The 26,401-nt window shown below is 47.8% G+C and carries 22 protein-coding genes; 12 read left to right on the top strand and 10 right to left on the bottom strand.

The window, feature by feature from the left end; genetic code table 11:
- Positions 1–277: 277 nt before the first annotated feature.
- The 3 genes from DYE40_RS06925 (at position 278) to DYE40_RS06915 (ending at position 2,129) form a co-directional block, all read left to right on the top strand.
- Positions 278–727, top strand: a complete 450-nt coding sequence (locus DYE40_RS06925) for a nuclear transport factor 2 family protein (protein WP_115308414.1) — start codon at positions 278–280, stop codon at positions 725–727.
- A 25-nt stretch (positions 728–752) separates the two neighbouring features.
- A complete protein-coding gene (locus DYE40_RS06920) occupies positions 753–1,289 on the top strand; it encodes a hypothetical protein (RefSeq protein ID WP_115308413.1) in 537 nt (178 codons plus the stop codon).
- 69 nt (positions 1,290–1,358) lie between these two features.
- On the top strand, positions 1,359–2,129 hold the full coding sequence (locus DYE40_RS06915; RefSeq protein WP_115308412.1) for a formylglycine-generating enzyme family protein: 771 nt from the start codon (positions 1,359–1,361) through the stop codon (positions 2,127–2,129).
- A 122-nt stretch (positions 2,130–2,251) separates the two neighbouring features.
- On the opposite strand, the gene DYE40_RS06910 is transcribed toward DYE40_RS06915, so the two are convergent.
- Both DYE40_RS06910 and DYE40_RS06905 read right to left on the bottom strand, forming a co-directional pair.
- Complete coding sequence (locus tag DYE40_RS06910; RefSeq protein ID WP_115308411.1) at positions 2,252–3,214, bottom strand: DNA-methyltransferase; 963 nt, start codon at positions 3,212–3,214, stop codon at positions 2,252–2,254.
- Entirely contained in the window at positions 3,211–4,083 is an 873-nt protein-coding gene (locus DYE40_RS06905; RefSeq protein WP_115308410.1) for a HindIII family type II restriction endonuclease, read from the bottom strand. Before DYE40_RS06905 ends, DYE40_RS06910 begins: the two co-directional genes overlap by 4 nt.
- A 203-nt stretch (positions 4,084–4,286) precedes the next feature.
- Between DYE40_RS06905 and DYE40_RS06900 the strand changes: the two genes are divergently transcribed.
- From DYE40_RS06900 to DYE40_RS06885, 4 genes are all read left to right on the top strand, one after another.
- On the top strand, positions 4,287–5,099 hold the full coding sequence (locus tag DYE40_RS06900) for an SDR family oxidoreductase (protein ID WP_115308409.1): 813 nt from the start codon (positions 4,287–4,289) through the stop codon (positions 5,097–5,099).
- 222 nt (positions 5,100–5,321) lie between these two features.
- Positions 5,322–5,771, top strand: a complete 450-nt coding sequence (locus DYE40_RS06895) for a nuclear transport factor 2 family protein (RefSeq protein WP_115308408.1) — start codon at positions 5,322–5,324, stop codon at positions 5,769–5,771.
- Between the two features lie 62 nt (positions 5,772–5,833).
- Entirely contained in the window at positions 5,834–6,928 is a 1,095-nt protein-coding gene (locus DYE40_RS06890; protein WP_115308407.1) for an alpha/beta hydrolase, read from the top strand.
- A gap of 121 nt (positions 6,929–7,049) precedes the next feature.
- Positions 7,050–8,216, top strand: coding sequence for a multidrug effflux MFS transporter (locus DYE40_RS06885; protein WP_115308406.1), 1,167 nt, complete (start codon positions 7,050–7,052; stop codon positions 8,214–8,216).
- A 163-nt stretch (positions 8,217–8,379) separates the two neighbouring features.
- Here the strand turns inward: DYE40_RS06885 and DYE40_RS06880 are convergent, their stop codons facing one another.
- The 3 genes from DYE40_RS06880 to DYE40_RS12605 all read right to left on the bottom strand — a co-directional run bounded on the left by DYE40_RS06880 (position 8,380) and on the right by DYE40_RS12605 (position 10,466).
- Positions 8,380–8,760 (bottom strand): YgiW/YdeI family stress tolerance OB fold protein, encoded by a 381-nt coding sequence (locus DYE40_RS06880; RefSeq protein ID WP_172461233.1) that lies wholly within the window; start codon positions 8,758–8,760, stop codon positions 8,380–8,382.
- Positions 8,761–9,072: 312 nt separating this feature from the next.
- The gene (gene mutM / locus DYE40_RS06875) at positions 9,073–9,891 is read right to left on the bottom strand and encodes a bifunctional DNA-formamidopyrimidine glycosylase/DNA-(apurinic or apyrimidinic site) lyase (protein WP_115308404.1); all 819 of its coding nucleotides are present in this window, start codon (positions 9,889–9,891) and stop codon (positions 9,073–9,075) included.
- A 110-nt stretch (positions 9,892–10,001) separates the two neighbouring features.
- Positions 10,002–10,466 carry an MGMT family protein gene (locus DYE40_RS12605; protein WP_425311262.1) on the bottom strand — a complete coding sequence of 155 codons (465 nt, stop codon included), beginning with the start codon at positions 10,464–10,466 and terminating at the stop codon, positions 10,002–10,004.
- 362 nt (positions 10,467–10,828) lie between these two features.
- On the opposite strand from DYE40_RS12605, the gene DYE40_RS06865 reads away from it, so the two are divergent.
- Positions 10,829–12,604: a retron Ec67 family RNA-directed DNA polymerase/endonuclease gene (locus DYE40_RS06865; RefSeq protein WP_115308402.1), complete on the top strand. Its 1,776-nt coding sequence runs from the start codon at positions 10,829–10,831 to the stop codon at positions 12,602–12,604.
- A gap of 39 nt (positions 12,605–12,643) precedes the next feature.
- Here DYE40_RS06865 and DYE40_RS12930 read toward each other — a convergent pair whose 3' ends face one another.
- The 4 genes from DYE40_RS12930 to DYE40_RS06845 all read right to left on the bottom strand — a co-directional run bounded on the left by DYE40_RS12930 (position 12,644) and on the right by DYE40_RS06845 (position 19,916).
- Positions 12,644–16,660, bottom strand: a complete 4,017-nt coding sequence (locus DYE40_RS12930; RefSeq protein WP_115308401.1) for a GNAT family N-acetyltransferase — start codon at positions 16,658–16,660, stop codon at positions 12,644–12,646.
- Between the two features lie 144 nt (positions 16,661–16,804).
- Entirely contained in the window at positions 16,805–17,908 is a 1,104-nt protein-coding gene (locus tag DYE40_RS06855; protein WP_115308400.1) for a site-specific DNA-methyltransferase, read from the bottom strand.
- A gap of 3 nt (positions 17,909–17,911) precedes the next feature.
- On the bottom strand, positions 17,912–18,709 hold the full coding sequence (locus tag DYE40_RS06850; RefSeq protein ID WP_115308399.1) for a restriction endonuclease: 798 nt from the start codon (positions 18,707–18,709) through the stop codon (positions 17,912–17,914).
- Between the two features lie 157 nt (positions 18,710–18,866).
- Complete coding sequence (locus tag DYE40_RS06845) at positions 18,867–19,916, bottom strand: serine hydrolase domain-containing protein (protein WP_147286605.1); 1,050 nt, start codon at positions 19,914–19,916, stop codon at positions 18,867–18,869.
- Between the two features lie 352 nt (positions 19,917–20,268).
- Between DYE40_RS06845 and DYE40_RS06840 the strand changes: the two genes are divergently transcribed.
- Genes DYE40_RS06840 through DYE40_RS06830 form a run of 4 tightly spaced genes read left to right on the top strand, consistent with a single transcriptional unit; the run spans position 20,269 to position 24,846 of the window.
- Entirely contained in the window at positions 20,269–21,558 is a 1,290-nt protein-coding gene (locus tag DYE40_RS06840; protein WP_115308397.1) for an ATP-binding protein, read from the top strand.
- 16 nt (positions 21,559–21,574) lie between these two features.
- Positions 21,575–23,128, top strand: coding sequence for an AAA family ATPase (locus tag DYE40_RS06835; RefSeq protein ID WP_244731535.1), 1,554 nt, complete (start codon positions 21,575–21,577; stop codon positions 23,126–23,128).
- A 6-nt stretch (positions 23,129–23,134) separates the two neighbouring features.
- On the top strand, positions 23,135–23,989 hold the full coding sequence (locus DYE40_RS12285) for an HNH endonuclease (protein WP_147286604.1): 855 nt from the start codon (positions 23,135–23,137) through the stop codon (positions 23,987–23,989).
- Positions 23,990–24,039: 50 nt separating this feature from the next.
- Positions 24,040–24,846, top strand: coding sequence for an integrase core domain-containing protein (locus DYE40_RS06830; protein ID WP_115308396.1), 807 nt, complete (start codon positions 24,040–24,042; stop codon positions 24,844–24,846).
- Positions 24,847–24,959: 113 nt separating this feature from the next.
- Here the strand turns inward: DYE40_RS06830 and hrpA are convergent, their stop codons facing one another.
- Positions 24,960–26,360 (bottom strand): ATP-dependent RNA helicase HrpA, encoded by a 1,401-nt coding sequence (gene hrpA / locus DYE40_RS06825; protein WP_115308395.1) that lies wholly within the window; start codon positions 26,358–26,360, stop codon positions 24,960–24,962.
- Between the last annotated feature and the right edge of the window lie 41 nt (positions 26,361–26,401).

Raw genomic sequence — 26,401 nt, 5'->3', positions numbered from 1 at the left:
TACTCCTTTATGTATTTGATTGATGCGGTTCCGGCAAAAACAGTTTTCAGATGGCGGTTAAAGCCCATCCCATTCTAGTTAAAAAACATATTGTCATCAAATAGCTGCAAAAAAATCAGCCGTAAAGACCGTCTGAAAAAAATCCTGCTCATTCCCGCCAAACCAAACCCCAATTCATCAATTTTTCTCATAAGCTCTAGCAAAATTACCCAGTTTATCTTTTGCAATCCGTGCCGTATCATGTGCTTATCAATTCAGCAACTAAAGGAAATCCAAAATGACTTTATCCCTGCAACAAATCAACGACCGCTTTGAACTCAAACACTTGGTAGATCATTTCTCCAACTTGGCGGACGTGAAAGACGTGGACGCGCAACTGCCGCTGTTTACCATCGAGGCACAAGTTACCACCTACATCAAAGGCGAACTGTTCGCCGAAGCCAAAGGACGCGCCGCCATTGGCGAAGTGTTCAAAGCCTATCTGGCGCAGTTTCACACCGTGTATCACTTAAACGGGCAGCAAACCGTTGAATTTACGGGCGAAGACAGCGCAGAAGGCATTACTTACTGCCAAGTGGCGCTGGTTGCCGACAAAGACGGACAGGACGAAATGCTCACCCATTATGTGCGCTATCAGGACAGCTACGCCCGCGTAGGCGGCAAGTGGCAGATTGCCAAGCGCGTGGCGGAATTTTTGTACAGCGAAACCCGAACCACCAGCCGATAACCCCCAAACCAATCAAGGAGAAACCATGAAAATCAAAACATTCTTAACCGCCCTTTTACTCGGCAGTGCCACCCTTGCCACCGCCGCACCGACCACCATGCAGTTTGACGAACCCGTCTACACCCACAGCTCGCACGCCAAGCAGCGTTACAGCGGACAAACCCGCGACATCATGGGCTTTTTGGACGAAAAACCGATCGGCAAAATCGGCGAAATCCGCCAAAACGGCACGGTGCACATCAGCTTGCCCGCCTTACGCGACGACCAGCTAAACCCCAACATCCGCCTGATTACCGCCAAAAACGGCAAAGTCGTCTTCATGGAAACCCCGCCAGAAGCGGCGGCCGAGTCCAAGCCCGAAGAAGGCGGCTTGGGCGGCACGCTGACCACCGAGCCTGCGCTGAGCCTGTATAAAAACGACAACGATTTATTGGTGCTGATTTATTTGAACAAAGCCTTTGAAGACCCGTTTTTCGGCAAATTCAACGCAGGCTGGAGCTTGGCAAACAGTAGCACCCACCGCTTTATCGCCGACACCAAAGGCTACATGGGTGTTGATTGATGACGACCAAGACGGCAAATCAGACGGCAAATAAAGCAGCCTGAAAACCTGCCCAATAAGGAAAATCCAATGAAAAAATCACTGCTTTTACTCGCCGTCTTATCCGTTCAGACGGCCTTTGCCGCGCCCAATGTGATCACCGCAGGCGAGATGAAATTTGTAGAAATCCCCGCCGGCGAATTTGTCATGGGCTCAAGCGAAAGCGACGCAGACCGCCGCGAACAGCCCGCCCACCGCGAGCGTATCGCCAAGCCGTTTTACATCGGCCAGTTTGAAGTTACCCAAGCCGACTGGCAGCGGGTGATGGGCGAAAATCCGTACAACCGCGACCGCTCCAACCCCTATTACACCCTGCCCGGCATGGCGGCACGCATCACCAAGCCCAGCCACCCCGCCACCGTCTCGTGGAACGACGCACAGGAGTTTATCGCTAAGCTCAATGCCATCGACAAAACCTACCGCTACCGCCTGCCCAGCGAAGCCGAATGGGAATACGTGGCACGGGCAGGCACGACCAGCCGTTATTTCTTCGGCAACAGCATGAAAGATTTGGACAAATACGCATGGCACGGCGGCAACTTCGCCACCGGCGGCACGCACCCCGTCGGAGAGAAACAGCCGAATCCGTGGGGCGTGTACGACATCTACGGCAACGCTTGGGAATGGGTAGCGGACGCATACCGCCCCGACTACCAATCCGCCGCCACTAGGCAAAAAACCGTACGCGGCGGCAGTTGGCACAGCACCGCCGACGGCTGGCACAGCGCATGGCGCAAGCCCTATGACGCAGATTATCGCGGCATCAGTATCGGATTCAGATTAGTGGCAGAGCGGAGGTAAGGACTTTTCAGGCAGCCTGAAAATAAAATGCCGTCTGAAAAAGTAAAGACCGTCAGATGATTTTCTAGACGGTCTCTCATATACAAAGAAATAGATGAAGAACAGTAATAATTTGGCAAATACTACAAATACAAAGTGATTTGGTCATGAGCATTGGTGCAGTTTTGACGTGAGAAAACTTCATTAACGGTATGTTTTACCAACCTTGTGTTAATTATATCTACATAGTTCGGGTCAATCTCAATCCCAATATAACGTCTACCCAAATTTTGAGCGGCAACACAAGTTGTTCCCGAACCCGCAAATGGATCAAGTACGATCTGATTTTCAAGGGTGACTAATTCAATCAACAATTCCATTAATTTTAAAGGTTTTTGAGTAACATGCAACCCATTGTCGTTTTTATTGGTCTCCACTTTAAAAACATTGGCTGATGATAGCATATCACCCAATGCATATTTTTTTATTGCCTCTTCGTTCCACGCCCCTAATTCATACTCCAAAATATTATCAGTCAGCGTACCACCTGTTTTATAAGGTTTTTGAAACCATAAAATCGGTTCAAATACAGGGCGCAGATTAGCTACTCGCCAACCTTGCCATTTTTCGCTGTTTTCTTCATCATTTCTACGTTCAAATACAGCAGAGACCCGCTGTGCACGGTGTGGGGCTTTATTCTTTTCCCACGAAATCATATCCTTAAAAGTAAATCCTGCATTTTCCAATGCGCTGATACAACGGTGTGCATAGCGTCTACCTGCAAAAATAAAACAGCTTGCACCAGGTTTAAGCACTCTTAACCAATCACCAGCCCAAGATTCACACCATTGTTGGTATTCAAGCGGAATTTTTTTATCAGCTTCGCTCCAACCGTTTAGCGGTTTCCCACGCCGTTTGAAAATTGCTCCTGCATTTTCTTGCGCTTTGGAAACTCCACCTAAGGCAGAATTGGTGTTATTGTGCAATACATCCCAGTCATCGTAGCCTATACCGTAAGGAATATCGGAAATAATGGCATGTATACTTTCATCACCAATCTTTTTTATTTCACTGATAGAGTCACCTAGAATAATTTGATTTTTCATATAAAAAGACCTGCAATATATTGCTTAATTGTGCTGATTTTATTAGTGATTTTTTTAGTTTTAAGCAATTCTTCAATTGCCTTTTCACGGGAAAATGCCCGAATTTTCTGTTCTTCTTCCTGCCAAAACGCAATTTCTACTTTACCCTGCTGGGCAATCCGTTCTTTTTGTTTCTGTAAATAAGTTTCAAATTTATCCGCTTCAATCTCTAAAAATTGAGCGAAGTAATCATTAAATTTAGGGATAAAACAACGTTTGGTTTCAGAGGAAAGGCATTCTTTTGCATAAATTGCAGAATAATCCCATAAATCAGATAAATTACGCTCAATTGTTTCGGTAATATTTTGCTCAATCAAGAAAGATAAATGTTCCCATGTTAATAAACAGACATTATGATCTATTGCCTGCTTATAAATTTGACTTCTAGTATTTGGATATTGGAAATAAGGTGAAGCCAATACAGCAAAATCCCGATCCTTACGCCAGCCTGATAAAGCATTTACTTTAAAGTCTTTTTGATTTTTAGCAGTACGGCTTAAACGAAACGCCTTGGCATCTGCAACCAATTCATATTCATAAATATTAGACTTAACAACAACATCAGCAGAGTCTCCTCTTTCATCCAATACTGTTGCTCGCAATCCAATTTCGCGAAATGCCCGAGCCAAAACCGAATCAGAAGCCTTGGAAAATAACTTCTCTTCTGTTGAGTCATGCTCAATGCTTTCAGGAATAATGCCAATATGATTGAGTAGTGCAATAAAATCTTTCTTAGATAAGCTGGAAATTTCTTTATCCAATTGCATAGAAGCCTGAGCAAAAGGCAATTTAGCTGCTGAATAAATTAGGTTAAGTAGTTTATCGAGCATAGATTTTCCTATTTATATGATTTTTTTATAATTTTATCATTTAAATCTCAATTTGTCACCCATTCGCACCCATTTTCTAACTGTGCAAATATCGTGCCATTGATTAAAATTTCTCATAAACCCTAGCAAAATTCCCTTATTTATTTTAAGCAATCAAGCACGTATCATGGGCCTTCATCCGTTCAACAAACCAAGGAAAAACCATGAAACAACAAGTAACTGTCGTACTCGGCTCGGGTGCCATCGCCGTGGCCATCGCCCGCCGCGTCAGCACGGGCAACCATGTTCTGCTCGCCGATTTGCGCGAGGAAAACGCCGAAAAAGCCGCCCAAACCCTGCGTGAAGCGGGTTTTGAATGCTCAACCATGGCGGTGGACGTGTCCGACCGTGCCGCTGTGCAAGAGGCTTCCGACCGTGCCGCCGCCTTGGGCGAAGTGCGTTATGTGGTGCATTCGGCAGGCGTGTCGCCGTCGCAGGCCGCAGCGCAAACGGTGTGCAAAGTGGATTTGTACGGCACGGCGTTGGTGCTGGAAATTTTCGGCGGCGTGATTGCCGAGGGCGGCTCGGGCGTGGTCATCGGTTCGCAGTCCAGCCACCGCCTGCCGCCGCTCGCCGAGGCCGATTTGCGCGCGCTGGCGGTTACGCCCACCGAAGAACTGCTGGATTTGCCGCTGGTCAAAGCCATCGACGACACCTTGTACGCCTACCAAATCGCCAAAAAAGCCAACGCCCTGCGTGTGCAGATGGAAGCCGTACGCTGGGGACGGCGCGGCGCACGGGTCAACTGCATCAGCCCCGGCATCATCTACACCCCGCTGGCGCTGGACGAACTGAACGGCGAACGCCAAGATTTCTACCGCGACATGCTGGCAAACCTCCCCGCCAAACGCGGCGGCACACCCGACGAAGTGGCGGCGCTGGCAGAAACCGTGCTGACCGGCGGCTACATCACGGGCAGCGATTTTCTGATAGACGGCGGCGCAACGGCGAAATTTTGGTGGGGCGAAGAGGCATAAGGTTAAACCGCGTATTGCAAACCTTTCAGGCTGCCCTTGCCTTTTCAGACGGCTAAAAGGCAGCCTGAAAACCGCAGATTTCAATAAAATTGAAACGGCTGGGCACGCTGGCGGGGCTATTCAGCAAAATTTCTCATAAGCCCTAGCAAAATTACCTCGTTTATCTTCCACAATCCGTGCCGTATCATGTGCTTATCGATTCAGCGATTAAAGGAAACCTAAATGACTTTATCCCTGCAACAAATCAACGACCGCTTTGAACTCAAACACTTGGTCGATCATTTCTCCAACTTGGCGGACGTGAAAGACGTGGACGCGCAACTGCCGCTGTTCACCGAAGACGCACAAGTTACCACTTACATCAAAGGCGAGCTGTTTGCCAACGCCCATGGACGTGCGGAAATCGGCGGCGTGTTCAAAGCCTATCTGGCGCAGTTTCACACCGTGTACCATTTAAACGGGCAGCAAACCGTTGAATTTACGAGCGAAGACAGCGCAGAAGGCATTACTTACTGCCAAGTCGCGCTGGTTGCCGACAAAGACGGACACGACGAAATGCTCACGCATTATGTGCGCTATCAGGACAGCTACGCCCGTGTCGGCGGCAAGTGGCACATCGCCAAGCGCGTGGCGGAATTTTTGTACAGCGAAACGCACAAAATCGAAGCGTAAAACAGGCAAAAGGCCGTCCGAATGCTTTTTCAGACGGCCTTTTTAATCAAGAGAAGCACATAATGAAACCAATCAAAACCTTAGCCGCCGCCCTGCTGTTGGCGTTGGCATTACCTGCCGCCGCTGTCGAGCCGATTAGCGTTGCCGAGCAGGGCAGTTTTACCGTCGGCGGCACATTCGTTACCCACCAAGGCACGTTCAAGCAGGAAAACTTCACCGCCCCCGACGGCCAGCGGGCTTACGGCGATTTTGCCTACGTCAGCTATCAAAAAGCCGTCAATCCCAACAAATATCCGCTGATTTTCCAACACGGCGGCGCACAGTCCAAACGCACTTGGGAGAGCACGGTGGACGGGCGCGAAGGCTTTAACACGCTGTTTTTACGCAAAGGTTACAGCGTTTATCTCATCGACCAGCCCCGCAGCGGCGAAGCCAACCTTTCCACCTTGCCCGTATCCGCCGACACGCCGTGGGCAAGCAACCCCATGTACGGCGACAAAACGCTGTATATCCTGTCGCGTATCGGGCATTACGACAAAAACGGCAAACCCGTTGCCAACGCCCAATTTCCAAGCGGCGAAGCCGATTACCAAGCCTTTCAGCAAAGTTGGACTATCGGATCGGGACCTCTGGACAACGATTTGAACGCCGACGTATTGGCAAAACTGGTGGCGCAGCAGCCCGACGGCGCAGTGCTGGTAACGCACTCGATGGGCGGCACAATCGGCTGGCGAACCGTGTTACGCAGCGGCAAAGTACGCGGCATTGTGGCATGGGAGCCGGGCGGCACGCCTTTTGTCTTCCCCGAAACCGAAATGCCACGCCCTGTCAAAGCCCGCTTTGAGCATTTGAGTGCCAGCGCAATCGGCGTACCGATGGACGAATTTTTGAAGCTGACCAAAATCCCTATCGTGCTGTATTACGGCGACCACATCAAAATCGGTTCGCAAAATGTCGGCGAGGACAAATGGGGCACGGAATTTGAAATGGCAAAACAATTTGTTGCCGCCATCAACCGCCACGGCGGCAATGCTGAGCTGGTTCATCTGCCCGCCATCGGCATCAAAGGCAACACCCATTTTCTGATGGGCGACAAAAACAACGCCGAGCTGGCAACGCTCGCCGATGAATGGCTGGCCGCCAAAGGTTTGAAATAAAAAATGATGCCGCTGTGGAATGTGCCGTTAAGCTGAAAGATTATCTGAAACACCGATAATTGTCTTTCAGACGGCCTGTAAAACAGTCAAAAAAACCACCGCACTTTTACGAGAAGCAACCATGAAACCCAAACGCAGCCTCGGCCTGCTACTCACCCTCAGCGCGCTGATGGCGATGACCTCGCTGTCCACCGACATTTACCTGCCCGCCATGCCCGCGATGGAGCAGGCGATGGGCGGCAATGCCGAGCTGACGGTAACGGGTTTTCTCATCGGCTTTGCGCTGGCGCAACTGGTGTGGGGGCCGGTGTCCGACCGTATCGGGCGCAAAATACCGCTGTTTGTCGGGCTGGTGCTGTTTACTATCGGTTCGGCGGGCTGCGCCTTGTCGCAGACGATGGAAGCGGTGGTGTTTTGGCGGGTGTTTCAGGCGCTTGGCGCGTGCGTCGGGCCAATGCTCAGCCGCGCGATGATTCGGGATTTATATGCTGGCACGCAGGCGGCGCAAATGCTGTCCACGCTGGTGATTATGATGGCGGTGGCACCGATTATCGGGCCGCTGCTCGGCGGCGTGCTGCTGAAATTCAGCTCGTGGCACGCCATATTCTGGTTGCTGGCGGCGGTGGGCATTGCCCTTGCCGTGGCGGTTCTCAGGCTGCCTGAAACCCTGCCTGCCAACAAACGCAGCCGCGCGCCGCTGTCGCAGTCGTTCCGCCAATACGCCGCGCTGACCGCCAACCGCCGCTTTATGCGCCACACGCTCGCGCTGACCTTTTTCTACATGGCGGCGTATGCCTTTATCGTCGGCTCGCCCTTTGTTTATATAGAATTTTTTGGGGTTTCGCCCGCGCATTACGGCTGGCTGTTCGGCGTGAACATCGTCGGCGTGGTGGCACTCAGCTTTGCCAACAAATACCTGCTGCGCCGTTTCTCCCTCACGTCGCTGCTATCGGTAAGCAGCCTGATTGCGCTGGCGTTTGCCCTCGGTTTGGCGGCGGTAACTTACTGCAACGCAGGCGGATTGCGGGCGGTGGTCGCGCTGATGTTCGGCGTGTTCAGCATGAACGGCATCATCGCCGCCTGCGCCACCGCCGCCGCGCTGGATGCCGTGCCGCCACAAAACGCAGGCGCGGCCTCCGCCCTGCTCGGCTCGCTGCAATACGGCAGCGGCACCGTCTCCTCGCTCCTGCTCACCGCCTTTTCCAGCGGTACGGCGTGGCCAATGGGCTGGATTATCGCCCTGTTCTGCGCGGTGAGTGCGGTGTTTGCCAATGTGGGGCGGGAGTAGGTTCGCACAATACCCGCCGTACATTCAGGCCGTCTGAAAACATTTCAGACGGCCTGTTTTTCGCCATTAGTGCTAGTACACGGTTTGGCAATGTGTGGAGAAGATAGGTTCAGATGCCCCTATCGGCAGCTTTGTGTCTTTGTTTGTTCTGCCAATAGCAGCATTACGGCAGAATTTCAAAATCGTCCACTTCGATTTCAATGCTGTTGTTAAACCGATTGCGATCAACTTCGCCCCATAGTCGAATACGGGTCTCTTTGCTCACGTCTCGGCCGCGCCATATATTGCCGTCTATTTCCACTTTAATGCTGTCCTTGCCATCCGTAAAAATAAATTCCTCTGCATTCAAAGTGCCGGCACGGCCAGTCAAGTGGCCTTCCAATACAACATGTCTGCCGTCTGCCATCATTTTTGCCTGATGGACAGACACAGCTTTCAAGTGTTCTTCGACTACGGTTTTCTTGTCTGGCGAATCAATAAACTCTGCCATTGCCGGCACGCTTAAACCCAACAAACATGCTGCCAAAATCATTTTTGCTTTCATTGGAATATTCTCCATCTTGTTTAAAAAAATTCAATATAGACAGATGCCTCTAAATTGTCAAACCGCCATGAAAAATATCGCCTGTCATAAATAACTGGTTGTGTTATATCAAAAAATAAATATAAGGCATTGCAAACCAAAGAATATTCAGTTTTTTATATAAAGCTGCCGTTCGTTCCGCTGCTGATTGGCATCCTTTCATTCGGTAGCGCATAAGGTTCACGAAGTTATTATTTGCTTGGTCAAACAACGTTTCAGGCTGCCTATATGCGTTAGGCAGCCTGAAAATATCCACACTATTTCGCCGCGCAGCTATCGTTGGCAATTCGGGCAATAAAACGTGCCACGCTGCCCGATGACGGTTTTGGCAATCGGCGTGCCGCAACTTGGGCAGGGCTGGTTTGTTCTGCCGTACACCTTGTATTCCTGTTGGAAATAGCCGCTTTTGCCTTCGCTGTTGACAAAGTCGCGCAAGGTGCTGCCGCCTGTTTCAATCGCGCGGCGCAGGATTTGTTTGACGGCGGCGGTTAAGGTGGCGCATTCTGGTTTGCTTAACGATTTGGCGGCGCGCTGCGGGGCAATGGCAGCCTGAAACAGGCTTTCGTTGGCGTAAATATTGCCCACGCCCACCACAATTTTGTTGTCCATCAGCACGGTTTTGATGGGGCTGCTGCGTTTTTGCAGGGCTTGGAACAGGTAATCTGCGGTGAAATCATCGCTTAACGGCTCTACGCCCAGATTTTTCAACAAATCATGGTGCTCCGCCGCGCCAGCCAGCCACAAAACTGCGCCAAAACGGCGCGGGTCGTGGTAGCGCAATAGCGTGCCGTTGGCAAACACAATGTCCACATGGTCGTGTTTGCCTGCTTCGGGCGCGTTGCCCTGCCAAATCCGCAGGCTGCCCGACATGCCCAAATGAACCAGCAGCACGCCCGTATCAAAACGAATCAGCAGATATTTGGCACGGCGGCGGCATTCGCGCACCGCAAGCCCGCGCAGGGTTTCAGGCAGCTCGGGCGGAATCTGCCAGCGTAGTTTGGGCTGGCGGATGGTTACGGTGGCAACGGTTTGGTTGATGATGTGCGGCGCGATGCCGCGCAGGGTGGTTTCTACTTCGGGCAGTTCGGGCATGGTGGGATAAAGGGATAGGATGTTAGGAAATGGAATTATAAGGGAAAGGCAGCCTGAAAAACGGGTTTGGGTTTGGTTTTCAGGCTGCCTTGTCTGACGGGATAGGCTGATTAGCAGTCCCATCGATACCGCTGCAAACAAACGCGCCTGCTTTCTGTTACTTCCACACCTTCGCTGCGCAGCAGATCGGCTTGTGCCGCCCAATGCGGTGCGAGCCTGCCTGCGGCATTGACGACACGGTGGCAGGGATAATCGCCGTAGCTTTTGGCGTGGCGCAGCACGTTGCCGACAAGGCGGGCGTTTTTATCGCGGCCTATCAGCCGTGCGATTTGCCCGTAGGTAGCAACTTTGCCAAACGGGATTTCGGCAACGGCAGAGAGGATTTCGTAGGCGAGGCGGTCGTTTTTGGGGCGCATGGATGGAATAACATTTTGATAAGTGCAGGCTTCAGGCAGCGCAAGCGAAATTTTCCAGCGCAGCTTGGGCTTGCGGAGAGTTACGGCGGCAACGGTTTGGTTGATAATGTGTGGCGCGATACCGCGCGGGGTGGTTTCTACTTCGGGCAGTTTGGGCATGGCGGGATAAGGAAATATGATGTTAGGAAATGGAATTATAAGGGAAAGGCAGCCTGAAAATTGTGTTTTCTGGTGTTCAAGTTGCCTCCAAGGAAAGAGATAGCTAATTAGCCATTCCATAGATGACAACCTTGTCGCATGAAATTTTAACAAATTAAATTGTGTTATCTAGGAATTTCTGTAAAATAACAGTTTGAGGCATAAATAGATTTGTTATCCTGATTCGGGATAATTTAAAACAATGTACCAAGGGTAACGCGCCTCGTGCAGTCTGCACTTGTCGCTAATTACTCCATATTTTGTTTGACTTCAGTGAGAGTATTTATGCCTCTTCACTTAACTCTTTGTATCTTATAAACTCCATGTTTAACCATCTAATAAAATTAAAATTATGCAATAATGGTATTGATGTAGTAAATAATTTCCACAATTATCTAGGCATTTCTGTCAAAGACTTTTGGTATATTGCATATTCTCTTAATCATTTTTCACAATTTACATCATTTACTATTCTCAAGGCCTCAGGTGGAGAAAGGACAATCCTAATTCCTCCTCAACCCTTAAAAGACTTACAGAAAAAGTTTGCAACCATTTTAAATTTTTGCATACGAGAGATACAGCAAGAAAATCCAAACTATTTAATCTGCAACCATGCTTTTGAAATAAAAAAATCCATTCTAACAAATGCTCAAATTCATAGAAATAAGAGATATGTTCTGAATATTGATTTATCTGATTTTTTTGGAAGCATTCACTATGGAAGAATTAGTAACTTTTTTAAAGCAGACAAATATTTTAGATTAAATGATAAAGTGGCAAAAACTCTCGCTCAATTGGCATGTTTTCGTGATGAAAATAATAAAACTTTTTTGCCACAAGGCTCGCCGCTATCACCGATAATAGCTTCCCTCATTGGTAACTTATTGGATATAAGGCTAGTAAAAATTTCTAAAGAATACAAATTAACTTATAGTAGATATGCCGATGACTTAACATTTTCATCCAACAAACCAATTCCTGAAGATTTAGTAAGGTGGAACAGTGAGAATTTCATATGGGAAGCTGGTGATAGATTAAGAAGAGTAATAGAGGATTCAGGGTTTAAGATAAACGACAAGAAAACCAGATTATTTTCTGCTAAAAAACGCCAAACCGTCACAGGTATTACTGTTAATAAAACTCTTAATATATCTGAATATTATCAGAAGCATAATAGAGCAATGTTGTACAGTTTATTCACTAGCGGAAAATTTTTAATTGGTGATAAAGAAGGAACAATAAATCAGCTAATTGGACGACTTAATTATGTTGCGTCAGTTAAATATCTAAAACAGCACCATGATATGTCTATTCAAGAATGGGAAGAAGAAAGAAAGAAATTTGCCTATTTGTGCGCAGGAAATTTTGATAATAAAGAAAACTCAAATCGCAGTATTAGGCTATTAAGACAAGCAATTTTCTATAAATATTTTATTGGAAATAATAAGCCAATAATTTTTCCAGAGGGAATAACAGACTCAATATATTTTAAATTAGCAAATAAAATCCTTAATCCAAATGAACATAAAGAAAACTACATCATTCAGTCAATAAACTCAGAGCTTACAAAAATAAGTTTAGGTGGCGGAACTGCTTTAATCAATAGTTTTCTCTTGCACGCATATAAAGATTATTTTATAAACTTAAAGAATCTGAAAATTAAAAGCAAACACCCTGTTATATTTGTTCTTGATTATGATCAAGGGTTAGATGTTAAAGATAAAAATGAGAAATCAAAAAACAATATTCCTGAGACTCATCATATGAAAGATGGGCAACAATGGGTTCACATTAGAGAAAATATTTATTTAGTTCTATTAAGACCACTAGCCTTAGAAAATAAAAAGCCAACATTTAGGAATGCATTAGAGATGACTTGTGTTGAAAATTTGTTATCTCATGTTTCCATTGGAAAAATTAAAGTAGATGATGAAAATCATGAAAATATAAAATTTAGGAACAGATCATATCCCAAAACTGTTTTCGCAAAATACGTTGCGAAACGCTCTACTCATTTTGATTTTTCAGAGTTCAAGAAAATATTTGAAATAATTGATGAAATAAAAAAACATTTTTATCAAAATAGTATTTCTATTTAGAGTCGAAAGGCCGTTTGAAACTTTCAGACGGCATTTTCATTACCCTTTATCCAACCCCTCCCACTCCTTCAACAACCTCTTCACCGACACGGGATACGGCGTTTTCAGCTCTTGTGCGAACAGCGATACGCGCAGTTCTTCGATTTGCCATTTGAATGCTTTGAGGCCGTCTGAAAGGGGTTGGTTTTGTTTGGCCAGCGTGTCGGCTTTTTCCTGCCACATTTGTTCCAGCTCTTGGATGTCGGCTTCGCGGGCGGTGTCGCGGGCGGGGTTGGCGGAGTATTTGTCCAGCCGCAGGCTCATGGCTTTAATGTAAACCGGCAAACGCGACCATTGCGCCCACGGGGTGCGGGTGGCGAAGCCTGCGCCGAGCAGGGTGTCCAGTCGTTTGCGGATTAGGGGGGTGAGCGGGTGTTTGCCGAGTTTGGCGTTCAGTTCGGCGTAGGCGGCGGCGGTTTCCTGCAAATAGCGCGACAGGGCTTCTTTGACGGCGGGCAGGCGGCTGCGGGCGCGTTTGATTTGTTCTTTAAAGGCTTTTTCGCTGCGCGGGGGTTCGTCGTCGCCGATGAAGGCGCGGTCGCAGATGGCGGCGGTGAGGTCGTCGCGCAGGGTGTCGGCGGGGATGTGTTTGAGCAGCATGGCGGCTTGGGTGAAGCCTTGTATGCCTTTGTTGAGGTCTTTCATGTGTTCTTTGAGCTGCAACTGCATCAGGGCGGTTAGGCCTTGGCGGTGGGCGGCTGCGGCGGCTTCGGGGGTGTCGGACAGGCGCAGGGCGATGCGGCCGTCTTTTTCTTTTTGCAGGCCGAGATAGCCGTTGAGCTGTTGTTTGCCGCGTGCGAATTTGATGGATTCGGGCAGTGTGCCGATGTCCCATGCGGTAACGTTGTCGCGCTCGAATTCTTGGGTGTTGTCGCGGAAGGTTACGGCGGCTGCCTGTCCCAGCTCTTGTTGCAGTTTGGCGAGGTCGCGCCCCATGGCTAACTCCTGCCCGCCGTCGTCGATGATGCGCAGGTTGAAATAGCAGTGTTCGGGCAGCCTGAATGCGCTCCATTCGTCTTGGTTGATTTGTTCGAGCAGGCGCATGTCGCCGGCGGTTTTGGCGATAAAGCGGGCAAGTTGGGGAATAATCGGCTCTTGGCGGTTGGGGTTGCTGCTGAGAAACCGGGTGGTAAATTCGGGAACGGGTACGCAGATGCGGCGGATTTGCTTGGGCAGGGCTTTGATGAGCAACTGGATTTTTTCGCGCAACATGCCGGGCACGAGCCATTCGAGCGCGGGCGCGGCAACACGGTTGAGCACGGTGAGCGGCAGGGTGAGGGTTACACCGTCGAGCGGGTGGTGCGGCTCGAAGCGGTAGGCGAGTTTGAATTTGCCGTCTGCGCTTTGCCAGTGTTTGGGGAACTGCTCTTCGGTGATGTGTGCGGCGGCGTGCTGCATCAGGTCTTCGCGGGTGAGAAACAGCAGGCGCGGGTTGGCGTGTTCGGCGGTTTTGAGCCAGCTTTGGAAGGTGCGGATGTCGGCAATGGGAACGGGTTTGGCGGTTTTCAGGCTGCCTTTGGGGCGGGCTGGAACGGCGTTTCCTGAAACGTTTGCGGTTTTGGTTTTGTCGGATTCAGGCATCCGACCTACATTATGCGCTGCATTTTCAGACGGCCTCTGCCCTTTCAGGCTGCCTGAAAGGCCGTCTGAAACACTTGCCGTAGGTCGGATACTTGTATCCGACAGAACATTTGCGCTTGAATCGGATGTTGTTTTTGCTTCTGCCGTTTTGTCGGATTCGAGAATCCGACCTACATTATGCGCTGCGTTTTCAGGCTGCTTTTGGGCTTGGTTTGTTTGGCGAACCATGCGGTAGTTGGTCAAAACCAAGCCGTTGCGCGGGATTTCGTTTTCGTGTTGCAGCACGAAGCCTTGTTTTTGGAAAAATGCCGATGCGGCTTTGGAAACATCTGCGCTGACCGCCTTGCCGCTGTCCGCCGACGGCAGAACGGCAGCCAGCAGCGCACTTGCAATGCCCTGCCGCTGGTGGCGGGGGTCGGTAAAGAGGCAGTCTATGTGCGCCTGCTCCGGCAGATATTCGACAAAACCCGACACGCACCCGTTGTGCGTTGCCACGCAGATGTGGCCGCGCCCAATACGTTTTTGCCAGAAAGCGGCATTGTCCGCGCCGTGCAGCCACGCGTTTTTTTCCGCTTCGCTGTAATCGCTGTTGGGAATGTGCATGACCGCGCGGCGGAACAATGCGGCAACGGCGGCGGCATCGCTGTCTGCGGCGGGACGGATATGCGGTTTCAGGCTGCCTGAAAGGCCGTCTGAAACACTTGCCGTAGGTCGGATACTTGTATCCGACAGAGCATTTGCGTTTGAATCGGATGTTGCTTTTGCTTCTGCTGTTTTGTCGGATTCAAGAATCCGACCTACATTATGCCCCGCGTTTTCAGACGGCCTCTGCCCTTTCAGGCTACCTGAAAGGCCGTCTGAAACACTTGCCGTAGGTCGGATACTTGTATCCGACAGAACATTTGCGCTTGAATCGGATGTTGTTTTTGCTTCTGCCGTTTTGTCGGATTCGAGAATCCGACCTACATTATGCCCCGCGTTTTCAGACGGCCTCTGCCCTTTCAGGCTGCCTGAAAGGCCGTCTGAAACACTTGCCGTAGGTCGGATACTTGTATCCGACAGGGCATTTGCGTTTGAATCGGATGTTGCTTTTGCTTCTGCTGTTTTGTCGGATTCAAGCATCCGACCTACTGCCTGCCCCCGCTCCTGCGCTTGCGCGGGAGAGGGAACGGCGCGGGTGGCGGGCTTGGCGGTTTCAGACGGCGTTTTACTGTTTTCAGGCTGCCTTTGCTTATTCGGGCTACCTGAAAATGTTTCAGACGGCTCGTAAAACTGCGGCAGACGCTGGTTATAAAAATCAAACAAGGCTTCTTCGTCCACCAGCACGTCCTGCCGCCGCGATTTGTGTTCCAGCTCGCCGACTTCCTTAATCAGCTTTTTGTTGTGGACAAAAAAACCGGCCTTCAAATCGCATTCCTGCGCCACCAGTGCGCTGCGGATGAAGATTTCGCGGGCTTCTTCGGGAGCGACGCGGGCATAGGCGACGGGGCGGCGCGGCAGCACGGTCAGGCCGTACAGGGTTACGCGCTCGGCGGCCACCACTTCGCCGCGTTTCTGCTCCCAATGCGGCTCGAAATAATGGTATTTCACCAAATGCGGCGCTTCCTGCTCTATCCATTCGGGCTGGATGGCGGCCACATCGCGGGCATACAAGCGCGTGGTTTCGGTGAGCTCCGCCGCCATCACCCATTTGGGCTTGGATTTGAACAGCGCGGACGCGGGAAACAGATGGAAATGCGCCCCGCGCGCGCCGATGTAGTCGTGGCCGTCGGGCGATTTCATGCCCACATTGGCAATCAAGCCCGTGAGCAGGGCGCGGTGGATTTGCTCGTAGCCCGCTTCTTTGGCGGCGCGGCGTTCGGTGCGGGCGTGTTTTTTGTCCAACTGCTTTTGTTTGAGACGGGCGGACAAATCGGCATCGGTTTTCAGGCTGCCTTGAAGGCCGTCTGAAACCTGCGGCGCAGGCGGCAAAGGCCGTCTGAACGCGCGTTCCTTGTCAATCAAACCCATTTCCACCGCAATATCCGCCAACTGTTTGTGCAGCTCGCGCCACTCGCGCATCCGCAGGTGCGAAAGGAAATGCTGGCGGCACCACTGCACCAACTGCCTGTTGCTCAAACCTTTTTCGCGCTCGCGCTGGAAGCTGTCCCAAATATTCAGGTAGGCGAGAAAATCAGACTGCTTGTCGGTAAAACGCTCGTGCGCCTTGGCGGCGGCTTCGCGCGCTTCCAGCGGCCGCTCGCGCGGGTCCTGCACGGAAAGCGCGGACACGATGACCAGCATTTCCTGCACGCAGTCGTGCTTTTTCGCCGCCAGCAGCATGCGGCTGATTTTCGGGTCGATGGGCAGCCGCGCCATTTGTTCGCCAAGCTTGGTCAGGCGGTAGCGGGGTTTGTTTTCAGACGGCATAGTGTGATGGTTTCGGGTGTTTTGCATGGCGGTTTGGATAGGGTTAAAAGGTTTTCAGACGGCCTGTCTGTTTTTTTGATTGATGATTTCGGATATGGCGCATGATGGTCTTGCTTGTACGACGTATACTGCTTAAACCATAATTTTTACAAGTAAAACAAATTATTGAATTTATCTTAATATATTTTCCAAATTGACAAACTGAAACGGCAACAGTCCAAACCTATCTCGTATGGTTTGGATTGCAACTGATGAAGTATCCATGCCAATCCACCGTCTGTTTAAATTTTGCGCTGCCAACAAAGTTGAGCCGCTGCCCGCGAAACAGTCCAACACAATAGAATTGGGATTGGACGACTGCTGAATAATCATCTCCAACATTTCCGCATTTTTTTCTGTGGGATAAATGGGATAAGCAGGGTCTTTGTATCGCCAAATATCTTGGATTTTTTTACCCTTATGTTCGTCAGCAAATTTTTTGATGCGCGGCACGCCGTTTTTAGACCATTCCAACAAACCTTGCTCGTCCAGCTTATCCAATTCATTGGGCGGACTGCGCCAATGCCGCCCTTTTGGAGGGAGCATACCGCGCCACATTCCCCCCGTTTCGCCATTTTGCGTTTCTCCCGGCGCATGGACAGGCACGGTATTGTAACGCCGTCCGTATTCATCGGTTTTTTGAAACATCTCAATTTTATCGTTATCGGTTAACGGTATCGTTATTTGATTAAAAATGTTTTTCTTGGCATTTTTAGCATAAAACAACACCACATCTTTCTCATTGCCAAACGCGCGGCGTGAAAAATTTTTCGGATTGGATTTCACGCGGGCAATATCGTTTTTAAAATTCTCTGCACCAAAAATTTCATCTAATAAAATTTTCAGATAATGCCCGACTTTATTATCAATATGTACATAAATCGAACCACATGGCGACAATAATTCGCGCATTAAAATCAAACGTTCGCGCATAAATTCCAAATATTCAGGCAGCGAACGGTTGTCTTCATAAGCGGTTGCGCCATTATTGCTGCGGCTAATCGTACTTACCCGATTTTCCGATACGGTAAAAATCTGCTGCGTGTTATAAGGCGGGTCAATATAAATCAAATCAATTTTTTCCCGATAACCTTTATTGAGTAGGGCAGATAGCGCATAAAAATTGTCGCCGAAAAATAAAAGCGATAAATCACCCTCCAACGATAAAGGCGGAATATTTTGGGCGCGCGCCAAGATTTGGTTTTCAGACTGCTTGTTTTCGTAAACTAACTGCATATATCACACCGAAAACAAATAATCACGCAACAGCACAGCAGAAATAACCACTTCATTGTCTTTAAAATTGTTTAAATCGCTAAACATTTTATTTTTGCCTTTGATATAAAGTACGCCGTCTAATATGGCAATTGTTTTTACCGAATGGTCTGTTTTAGCCAATTGGCTTCGCATGGTGATAACGGCATCATTAAATTGCGCATTTTGATGCCCGCCAAAATCCGTTAGAAATTTTGCTTCGCCAATAATAAATTGATGATTAAATTTAGCAATAAAATCCAATCCTTTATTGTGCCGATAGCCCAAATATTCTTTTGCCAAAGCCTGCATCGCAGCATCACCTGCATTAAAAACGATATTCCCCTGATAATTGAGAAACTCTTCAACATTAGTCGTAACGGGTATACCTAATGCACCGCTTGAAATCCAATTCTTAAACAAAGGCCCGATTTGCCGATTGGTTTCTTTTGGGACGGTAGTTTTATCCAAAATTTCATCAAATCCCATTTCAATCAGCATACCCGCCAAACGGCTAACGGTAGCAGGATTACGCTCTATTGCTGTTTTATCGCGTTTCAAATAGGCGACATAGCTGTCTTTAATAGGAAAAATCTCTTGTTTTAATAAAACATTAAGCAGGTTTTTACCATCTTTATTATTGAGATATGTACGAATTTCATTTTGTGTGGATTCGGATAACTCTCTACGCAAATTAACCGACATCGGATAAACCCGATAAAGTTGGTCTAGATAATTGCTTTGTGATGCCAAATCAATGCTTTTTTGTGTCCATAAATTCATTTTTTATTCCTTGTTTAACTGTTTTAGTGATATGTTCTGTCTGTTTTTCTAACTTAAACTACTATTTGATCTTTTCAGACGGCCTCTCTATCGGTTTGCCATGTCTTGTATATTGCCTTGGCGTTTCAGCGTACCGCCGCCCAAGCCAATCTTATATTTACACCCTTAATCCAAGCAGCCGCAGGATACGGCTTAACAGCACAAAACTGTTTACCATATCTGCGGCGTTGCCGACATTTAGGGCAAAGCGGTCGCCTGTTTGCGGATTGTACCAAGCATGAACGCCGGTCATGCCCAAATGCCCCTGCATGGGCGGCAGTTTTCTTAAAAAAAATGAAAACTCTCTGAAACGCACCTGCATCATGCCCAAGCCGTAATACAGCCCTTGCCGATATTTGTTTTCAAAAACCGTCATCTGTGCCAAAGATTCCTGATTGAGCAGCCGCCCTTGATACAGTGTGCCTAAAAACCGCACTAAATCTTCTGCGGTGGTTGATAATCCGCCGCCGGAAAAGTCGCAGCTCAGGCTGGTAAACAGATGAATATCCGTGCCGTTGATATATAGGGGGGCGAGTTTCTCAGCGGCGAATTTTTCGCTATAAAACGCCAAAGCGGTTTCGGCCATGTCGGCAGGATTGAAAATACGTTCTGCCAATATTTGATGAAAAGGCATGTCAAAGATTTTTTCGGCAAGCAGCCCCAACAAAATATAGCCCGTGTCCGAATAATAAAACTGCTGATTCGGCCTGCCGACGGCATTTTGACGGCGGCGGCTGTAATCTAGCAAATCTTTCGGCGTATAAAACACATCAGGGTGGCGGATGATGTCGTCCAAAAAAGCCGAGCCGTTCGGCTGATGGCTGTCGTAATAGTCGTTAATGCCTGATGTATGCCCTAAAAGCTGCCGCACCGTAACCATATCTTGATAATCGCGGCCGTCCGCCACAAAAAGCCCGCGCAAACATTCCGCACCGAGCATGCTGGCGATTTTGCTGTCCAGAGACAGTTTTCCGCTTTCAACCGCCATAAAAATCAGAGTTGCCGTCAAGAGCTTGCCGACGCTGGCACTGTGAAAATGCTGTTTTTGACTGCCTGTTGAAGAGTAGGCATACGCCAGATTTTGACGGGGCAGGTGCATGGCGAATTGCAGGGTTTTCAGCTTTTGGGACTCTTTGGCGAGCAGTTTTTCCAGTTTTTGTACTGGCATATTGCCTCCTTGTTTGTCGTCGCGGCCGCTTGGGCGCACCGCCTGCCGAAGTGGTCCGGCGAAGCGGTTTTCAGGCTGCCTGAAAGGTTTTCAGACGGCCTGTCTGTTTTTTTAGGTTGGTGATTAGGATATGGAGTGATGGGTTTTAATTGGGAGCTTGATATGCCGCCAATTTGCAGCAGAGAATCTCGTAGCATACAGATTTTACGGGAATATTTCATCACACACGAAAACAAACCGCTAACAGAAAAATCTATTTTCATTCGAAAAAATGTTTTATATATACATTTTTTCGTTTGAAAAAGTGTTAAACCAAGCTAAAATAACAAGAAATTTTTGTGGAGTGCCTGCCATGCAGCGAAACATTATCCAATCTCTTGAAAAGTGGAAAAACCAACCAAACCGTAAGCCATTGATTATACAAGGTGCAAGACAGGTCGGCAAAACGTGGGCGATGAAGCACTTCGGCGGGCGGCATTTCGCCAAAACCGCCTACATCAATTTTGACAACAACCCGCGCATGAAAACGCTGTTTTCAGACGGCTACGACATCAGCCGCCTGATACTCGGCTTGAAAATTGAAAGCGGCGTAGACATTCAGTCAGAAGATACCTTGTTGATTTTTGACGAAATCCAAGAAGTCCCACAAGCCCTGTCGTCGCTCAAATATTTTTACGAAAACGCACCGCAGTTTTATATCGTGGCGGCAGGTTCGCTTTTGGGCGTATCGCTGCACCATCAGGTGTCGTTTCCGGTGGGCAAAGTCGACTTTTTGCCTATGTATCCGATGGATTTTCAAGAATTTCTCACCGCGCTGGGCAGACAGGATTTGATGCAGCTTCTGCAAATGCGGGATTGGGCGTTGATAGCCGCCATGAAAACAGTCTATATCGATTTGCTGCGCCAATATTATTTTGTCGGCGGCATGCCCGAAGCCGTGCAGGCATTTGTTGATACACAGAATTTTGACGCAGTCCGCCAAGTGCAGCGTAATCTGCTCTTGGCATACGAACAGGATTTTTCCAAGCACATCAAAGACGGGCAAACCGTGCAGAAAGTGCGCGCTATTTGGTCGTCCGTGCCCGAGCAGCTTGCCAAAGAAAACAAAAAATTTCTCTACGCGCAACTGCAAAAAGGCGCACGCAGCAAAGATTATGAAATTGCCCTGCAATGGCTCAAAGACAGCGGTCTCGTGCATTGCGTGCCCCGTATCAAAAAACCGCATCTGCCGCTTTCCGCTTATCAAGACAACGCTTTCAAACTCTATGGGCTAGATGTCGGACTGCTCGCCGCGCAAAGCCATCTGGATGTCGGGGTGTTGCTGGAAGGCAGCCGTATTTTCACCGAATTTAAAGGTGCACTCACCGAACAATACGTTTTGCAGCAACTGGTTGCCACGCAGGAAAACCCCGTATTCTATTGGGCAGCCGAACGCGGCACGGCGGAAGTCGATTTCGTGCTGCAACGCAGGCAGTCGGTTATCCCCATCGAAGTGAAAGCCGAAGAAAATCTGAAAGCCAAAAGCCTGAAAGTGTATGTGGAACAGTTCGAGCCCGAACAGGCGGTGCGCTTTTCTATGGCGGATTATCGGGAACAGGACTGGCTGATGAATGTACCGTTGTATGGGTGTGGGGATTTTTAATTATTAAGGAGTAAATATGGACATAAAATTTGTATTGTTAGCTAGAGATGAAAATTTTCCTATTAATGCTAGGAATTCTGTTTATTTAGCAATTGACAAATGGAATGATTATTCTTATGTAACAATGTTTTATATGACTGTGTTTGACGAAAAAGGTCAAGAATATAACATAGGTCATATTAAAATAGGCTTTGAAAAACAAATAACTGAGATAGCTACTTATAAGAAAATAATAGAAAAATTCAATGGAAAAGTATTTAATACTTTACCAGAAGAATTTTTTTCTCTTGGTCAAGATGTTGATTTTTATATTAAGATATGGAAACTTCCTGATAATATTAAAATATTTATTTTAGAAAACTTAAATGACATTGTTTATAAGCCTAAACTTTTCAAAAAATTTACTAACGAAGATGTATTGAAAACTTCTTTAATGAGAGACATAAGAAAACAAACAATACAAGAGCAGTTTAGACGAATACTAGAGGATAAATCCCCATTAAGTGAATTTAATTTTTACTTTATTCGTTCTGAACAAGAAAATATAGGGGAAATAAACCTAGAATTTAATGTTGTTCCAAATTCCATGCCAAGTTCAAACATACATGCCATTATCGGTAGGAATGGAGTTGGTAAGACAACATTACTAAATGGAATGATTAAATCATTTATAGATAAATATGATGATACAGAAGGGGCATTCTATTGCAATAATCTCATGTCTTTATTCCCCAGTGACGAATTCAAAAAAATTAGTGATGACTATTTTAGCTATCTAATTGCTGTATCTTTTAGCGTGTTTGATCCATTCATTCCAAATCAAAAAGATCTTAAATATTACTCTTATATTGGCTTAAAGGAGTCAAATGAAAAGCTAAAAGAACCACAATCATATTTTGAAAAAGATTTTTGGGAATCATTTAGTGAATGCAAAAGTTTTTCAGCCAAGAAAGAACGCTGGCTTAATGCAATTAAAAACCTAGAATCTGATGTGAATTTTTCAGAAATAAAATTAAGCAACTGGATGAATGATAAGAACGATACTTTTAGTAAAGATGAAATTTTAAATCTTATTAAGCAAATGAGTTCTGGACACGCTTCTGTTTTGTTAATCATTACGCAATTAGTTGCAAGAGTTGAAGAAAAAACTCTGGTTCTACTTGATGAGCCTGAAAGCCATCTACATCCCCCTCTTCTATCCGCCTTTATTCGAGCCTTGTCAGAACTACTGGATAATAGAAATGGAATTGCAATTATCGCAACGCACTCTCCTGTTGTTTTACAAGAAATACCTAAATCATGTGTATGGAAAATTGAACGTACAGGAATAAGAACAGATCCTTTCAGGCCAAATATTGAAACTTTTGGGGAAAATGTGGGTGTTTTAACACGAGAAGTGTTTGGTTTGGAAGTGATAAAATCAGGATTCCATAGGATATTAACTAAAAAAGTAGAAGAAGGAGGTAGCTATGATGAGATTATTTCCGAATTTCAGGAGCAATTGGGTTCTGAAGCAAAAATCCTTCTACGAACATTGATTAAATTACGAGATAGTCAAAATAATGGGTAAGTTGAAATGATTAGATTAACTTTACCGGAAGATATGCCGAATTATGGGAATGTCATTGATATATGCTGTGAAAAAAGAATTGATTGCAGGTCGGATATATTAACTAATAAAGATTTTTTGCTCACAAGTGGCGATAGTTATAAAAAACTAGCAACTACTAATGATTTATACCAGTTGAGTAACTTACTTCCTAATACGGAAAATATAAATAATAGTTTAGAAAAGAAGCATATGGTTAGACTATACGAGTATTGCTTACGAGACTGTAGGTGTGGAAATGTATATGACACACTTATTAACCTAGCAAAATCCCCAGAGATACATTGTCCTTTTTGTGGAGGCATTAGTATTCCATCTCAACTAGACCATTTTTTGCCTAAAGCAAGATACGGTCATTTTGCAGTATTTCCTTATAACTTAATTCCGATATGTAAGGATTGCAATACCGAGTATAAGAAAGAGTTTTTTCCAACAACAAAAGACAACCAGTTAATTCATCCCTATTTAGATAATGATTGTTTTTTTAGCCAGCAATGGTTATATGCTGAATATATTGATAGCACTATAGAATATAGTGTTAATCCGCCTGAAGAATGGTCAAATGATAAAAAAGAAAAAGTACGTTTCCATTTTGAAATATTTAAACTTAAAGAAAGATTTGCTCAAAATGCAGTAGGTACTTTATCAGATTTATTAGTTCAAATAGAAAGATCTAAATCTTATAATATGGATATCATTATGTTTGAAACAAGCATCTTGGATTCTGTTATTCAAAACGAAAGTAAAATAAATCATTGGAAAAGAGTTTTATATTTAGCGATAAAAAGTAAACTTCCAAGCATTTGGCAAGAATCTAGTTAGGTGTAGAAACCCCTAGCGTTGTTTACAGTATTTCAAGGAAAATACCGTAAATGAACATCCACAAAAACACCCGCCTCGTCCCACACGACCGCCAAGCCATCTGGCTCGCCTACACACAGAACAAAGAAAGCGTTACTTCATTAGCACAACGCTTTATGGTCAGCCGTACCACCATCTATCGTGTGCTCAAAGCCGCACGAGTCCAATTACTTGTGCCGCAGAACAGCACCAACAATCGCTTCAAGCAGGCCTATTACGGAATGCGCCGTTTAGCCAAAGTGGAACGCGCCATCCAAGAGAGGCTTAAAAAACAAGCCAAACGCTACAACAAGTCTTATCCCGGCGAGATGGTTCATGTAGACACCAAACGCCTGCCGTTGCTCAAAGGGCAGAGAGTTAGCGACAAACGCGATTACCTGTTTGTTGCCATTGATGACTTCTCACGAGAGCTATACGCGGCTGTCTTGCCCGACAAAACGGCAAACAGTGCCGCCATGTTTCTTAACGACCACGTTATCAAACCCTGCCCGTATCTGATTGAATGCATCTATTCGGACAACGGCAGCGAGTACAAAGGCGCGGCTAATCATGCGTTTGGCGTTGCCTGTTTTGAGAACGGCATCAATCAGAAGTTTACCCGTCCTGCGCGTCCGCAAACCAACGGCAAAGCCGAAAGGGTGATACGGACGATTATGGAGATGTGGCACGACAAACAGCAGTTTGACAGCCCCAGTCATCGGCAGAAAGAGCTGTGCCGCTTTGTGAATTTCTACAATACCGTGAAGCCGCACAGCAGCCTGAAAGGGGATACGCCTTTTGAGGTGTTGCAGGCTTATTTTTCCCAACCTGTTGTGTAAACAACGCTGTTGATTTCTACAAGTTAGGGAGTTAGGATAATTCAATTCCGTCTGAAACTAATTTTCAGACGGAATTGCATCTTGCAGGCAAGTGTTTTCAGGCTGCCTGAAAACTATCCAACATCCTCCTCCACCGCCCCCAATTCCAGCAACACCTGAAACCCGTCGTTGATATACCGCTGGTCGGGGGCTTCGAGGAAGGGAAACGCCGCCACGTCGCCGAGTTTCAACGCGGCCATGCGCAGGATGACGGCGGCGAGGTTGCTGCGGATGATTTCGGGGTCCGTGAAGGCGGAGCGTTGGGCGAAATCCTCTTCGGAATACAGGCGGATGCACACGCCGGCGGACACGCGGCCGCAGCGTCCTGAACGCTGGTTGGCGGCGGCCTGTGAAATTTTTTCCACATGGAGCTGCTCCACTTTGGCGCGGGCGGAATAGCGTTTGACCCGTGCCAAGCCGCTGTCGACCACATATTTGATGCCGGGTACGGTGAGCGAGGTTTCGGCAACGTTGGTCGCCAGCACGATGCGGCGTTTGCTGCCGTTGGGGTGGAAGATTTTGTGCTGTTCGGCGGCGGACAGGCGGGCGAACAGCGGCAGGATTTCGTCGTCGCGGCGCAGCGGCGATTTGCGCAGGGCTTCGGCGGCTTCGCGGATTTCGCGCTCGCCGGGCAGGAAGACGAGAATGTCGCCCTGCCCCAGCCGCGCCAGTTCGTCGGCGGCTTCGACAACGGCATCGGCAAGCTCGATTTCGGCTTCGTCTTCGTCTTGCGCGTGCAGAGGGCGGTACAGGATTTCTACGGGATAGGTGCGCCCGCTCACTTCCAGCACGGGGGCGTTGTTGAAGTGTTTGGAAAAGCGTTCGGCATCGATGGTGGCGGAGGTGATGATGACTTTGAGGTCGGGGCGGCGCGGCAGGAGCTGTTTCAGGTAGCCGAGCAGAAAATCGATGTTGAGGCTGCGCTCGTGTGCTTCGTCGATGATGATGGTGTCGTAGGTGGCGAGATAGCGGTCGGTTTGCGTTTCGGCGAGCAGGATGCCGTCGGTCATCAGTTTGACGGCGGCATCGCGCGAGGTGTTGTCGTTGAAGCGCACTTTGTAGCCCACCGCCTGCCCGATGGGCTGCGCCAGCTCTTCGGCGATGCGCTCGGCTACGGAACGCGCGGCAAGGCGGCGCGGCTGGGTATGCCCGATTAGGCCTGCCGCTCCGCGCCCGAGTTCCAAGCAAATTTTCGGCAGCTGGGTGGTTTTGCCCGAGCCGGTTTCGCCGCAGATAATGGTTACTTGGTTGTTTTGAATCGCGGTTTTGATGTCGTCCAAACGGGCGTGCACGGGCAGCGTGCCGTCATACTGCGGCTTGGGCAGCGCGGCTTGGCGTTTTAGAAAGAGCTCGTGCGATTTTTGGTATTTTTTCTGCACCGCCGCCAAGCCGCCGTGCTTTTCAGGCTGCCTGAAAGCGCGTTGCAGGAAATGGCGGTCTTTGGAGAGGGTTTGGCTGAAATCGGGTTGGGACATGGTGTGCGCGGGGGAAAATTTAGGAAAAACAAAGGGGGAGA

The sequence above is a fragment of the Kingella potus genome (genome assembly GCF_900451175.1).
Taxonomy (GTDB): domain Bacteria; phylum Pseudomonadota; class Gammaproteobacteria; order Burkholderiales; family Neisseriaceae; genus Neisseria; species Neisseria potus.
This window is presented reverse-complemented; position numbering and strand designations above follow the sequence as displayed.

Bases quoted from the DNA above. Each gene is read 5' to 3' on its own strand.
- DYE40_RS06850 (WP_115308399.1), bottom strand. From the start codon at position 18,709: ATGAATTTATGGACACAAAAAAGCATTGATTTGGCATCACAAAGCAAT.
- hrpA (WP_115308395.1), bottom strand. From the start codon at position 26,360: ATGTCCCAACCCGATTTCAGCCAAACCCTCTCCAAAGACCGCCATTTC.
- mutM (WP_115308404.1), bottom strand. From the start codon at position 9,891: ATGCCCGAACTGCCCGAAGTAGAAACCACCCTGCGCGGCATCGCGCCG.
- DYE40_RS06880 (WP_172461233.1), bottom strand. From the start codon at position 8,760: ATGAAAGCAAAAATGATTTTGGCAGCATGTTTGTTGGGTTTAAGCGTG.
- DYE40_RS06925 (WP_115308414.1), top strand. From the start codon at position 278: ATGACTTTATCCCTGCAACAAATCAACGACCGCTTTGAACTCAAACAC.
- DYE40_RS06910 (WP_115308411.1), bottom strand. From the start codon at position 3,214: ATGAAAAATCAAATTATTCTAGGTGACTCTATCAGTGAAATAAAAAAG.
- DYE40_RS12605 (WP_425311262.1), bottom strand. From the start codon at position 10,466: ATGCCCAAACTGCCCGAAGTAGAAACCACCCCGCGCGGTATCGCGCCA.
- DYE40_RS06895 (WP_115308408.1), top strand. From the start codon at position 5,322: ATGACTTTATCCCTGCAACAAATCAACGACCGCTTTGAACTCAAACAC.
- DYE40_RS12285 (WP_147286604.1), top strand. From the start codon at position 23,135: ATGATTAGATTAACTTTACCGGAAGATATGCCGAATTATGGGAATGTC.
- DYE40_RS12930 (WP_115308401.1), bottom strand. From the start codon at position 16,660: ATGCAAAACACCCGAAACCATCACACTATGCCGTCTGAAAACAAACCC.
- DYE40_RS06855 (WP_115308400.1), bottom strand. From the start codon at position 17,908: ATGCAGTTAGTTTACGAAAACAAGCAGTCTGAAAACCAAATCTTGGCG.
- DYE40_RS06915 (WP_115308412.1), top strand. From the start codon at position 1,359: ATGAAAAAATCACTGCTTTTACTCGCCGTCTTATCCGTTCAGACGGCC.
- DYE40_RS06840 (WP_115308397.1), top strand. From the start codon at position 20,269: ATGCAGCGAAACATTATCCAATCTCTTGAAAAGTGGAAAAACCAACCA.
- DYE40_RS06845 (WP_147286605.1), bottom strand. From the start codon at position 19,916: ATGCCAGTACAAAAACTGGAAAAACTGCTCGCCAAAGAGTCCCAAAAG.
- DYE40_RS06865 (WP_115308402.1), top strand. From the start codon at position 10,829: ATGTTTAACCATCTAATAAAATTAAAATTATGCAATAATGGTATTGAT.
- DYE40_RS06835 (WP_244731535.1), top strand. From the start codon at position 21,575: ATGGACATAAAATTTGTATTGTTAGCTAGAGATGAAAATTTTCCTATT.
- DYE40_RS06830 (WP_115308396.1), top strand. From the start codon at position 24,040: ATGAACATCCACAAAAACACCCGCCTCGTCCCACACGACCGCCAAGCC.
- DYE40_RS06885 (WP_115308406.1), top strand. From the start codon at position 7,050: ATGAAACCCAAACGCAGCCTCGGCCTGCTACTCACCCTCAGCGCGCTG.
- DYE40_RS06890 (WP_115308407.1), top strand. From the start codon at position 5,834: ATGAAACCAATCAAAACCTTAGCCGCCGCCCTGCTGTTGGCGTTGGCA.
- DYE40_RS06905 (WP_115308410.1), bottom strand. From the start codon at position 4,083: ATGCTCGATAAACTACTTAACCTAATTTATTCAGCAGCTAAATTGCCT.
- DYE40_RS06900 (WP_115308409.1), top strand. From the start codon at position 4,287: ATGAAACAACAAGTAACTGTCGTACTCGGCTCGGGTGCCATCGCCGTG.
- DYE40_RS06920 (WP_115308413.1), top strand. From the start codon at position 753: ATGAAAATCAAAACATTCTTAACCGCCCTTTTACTCGGCAGTGCCACC.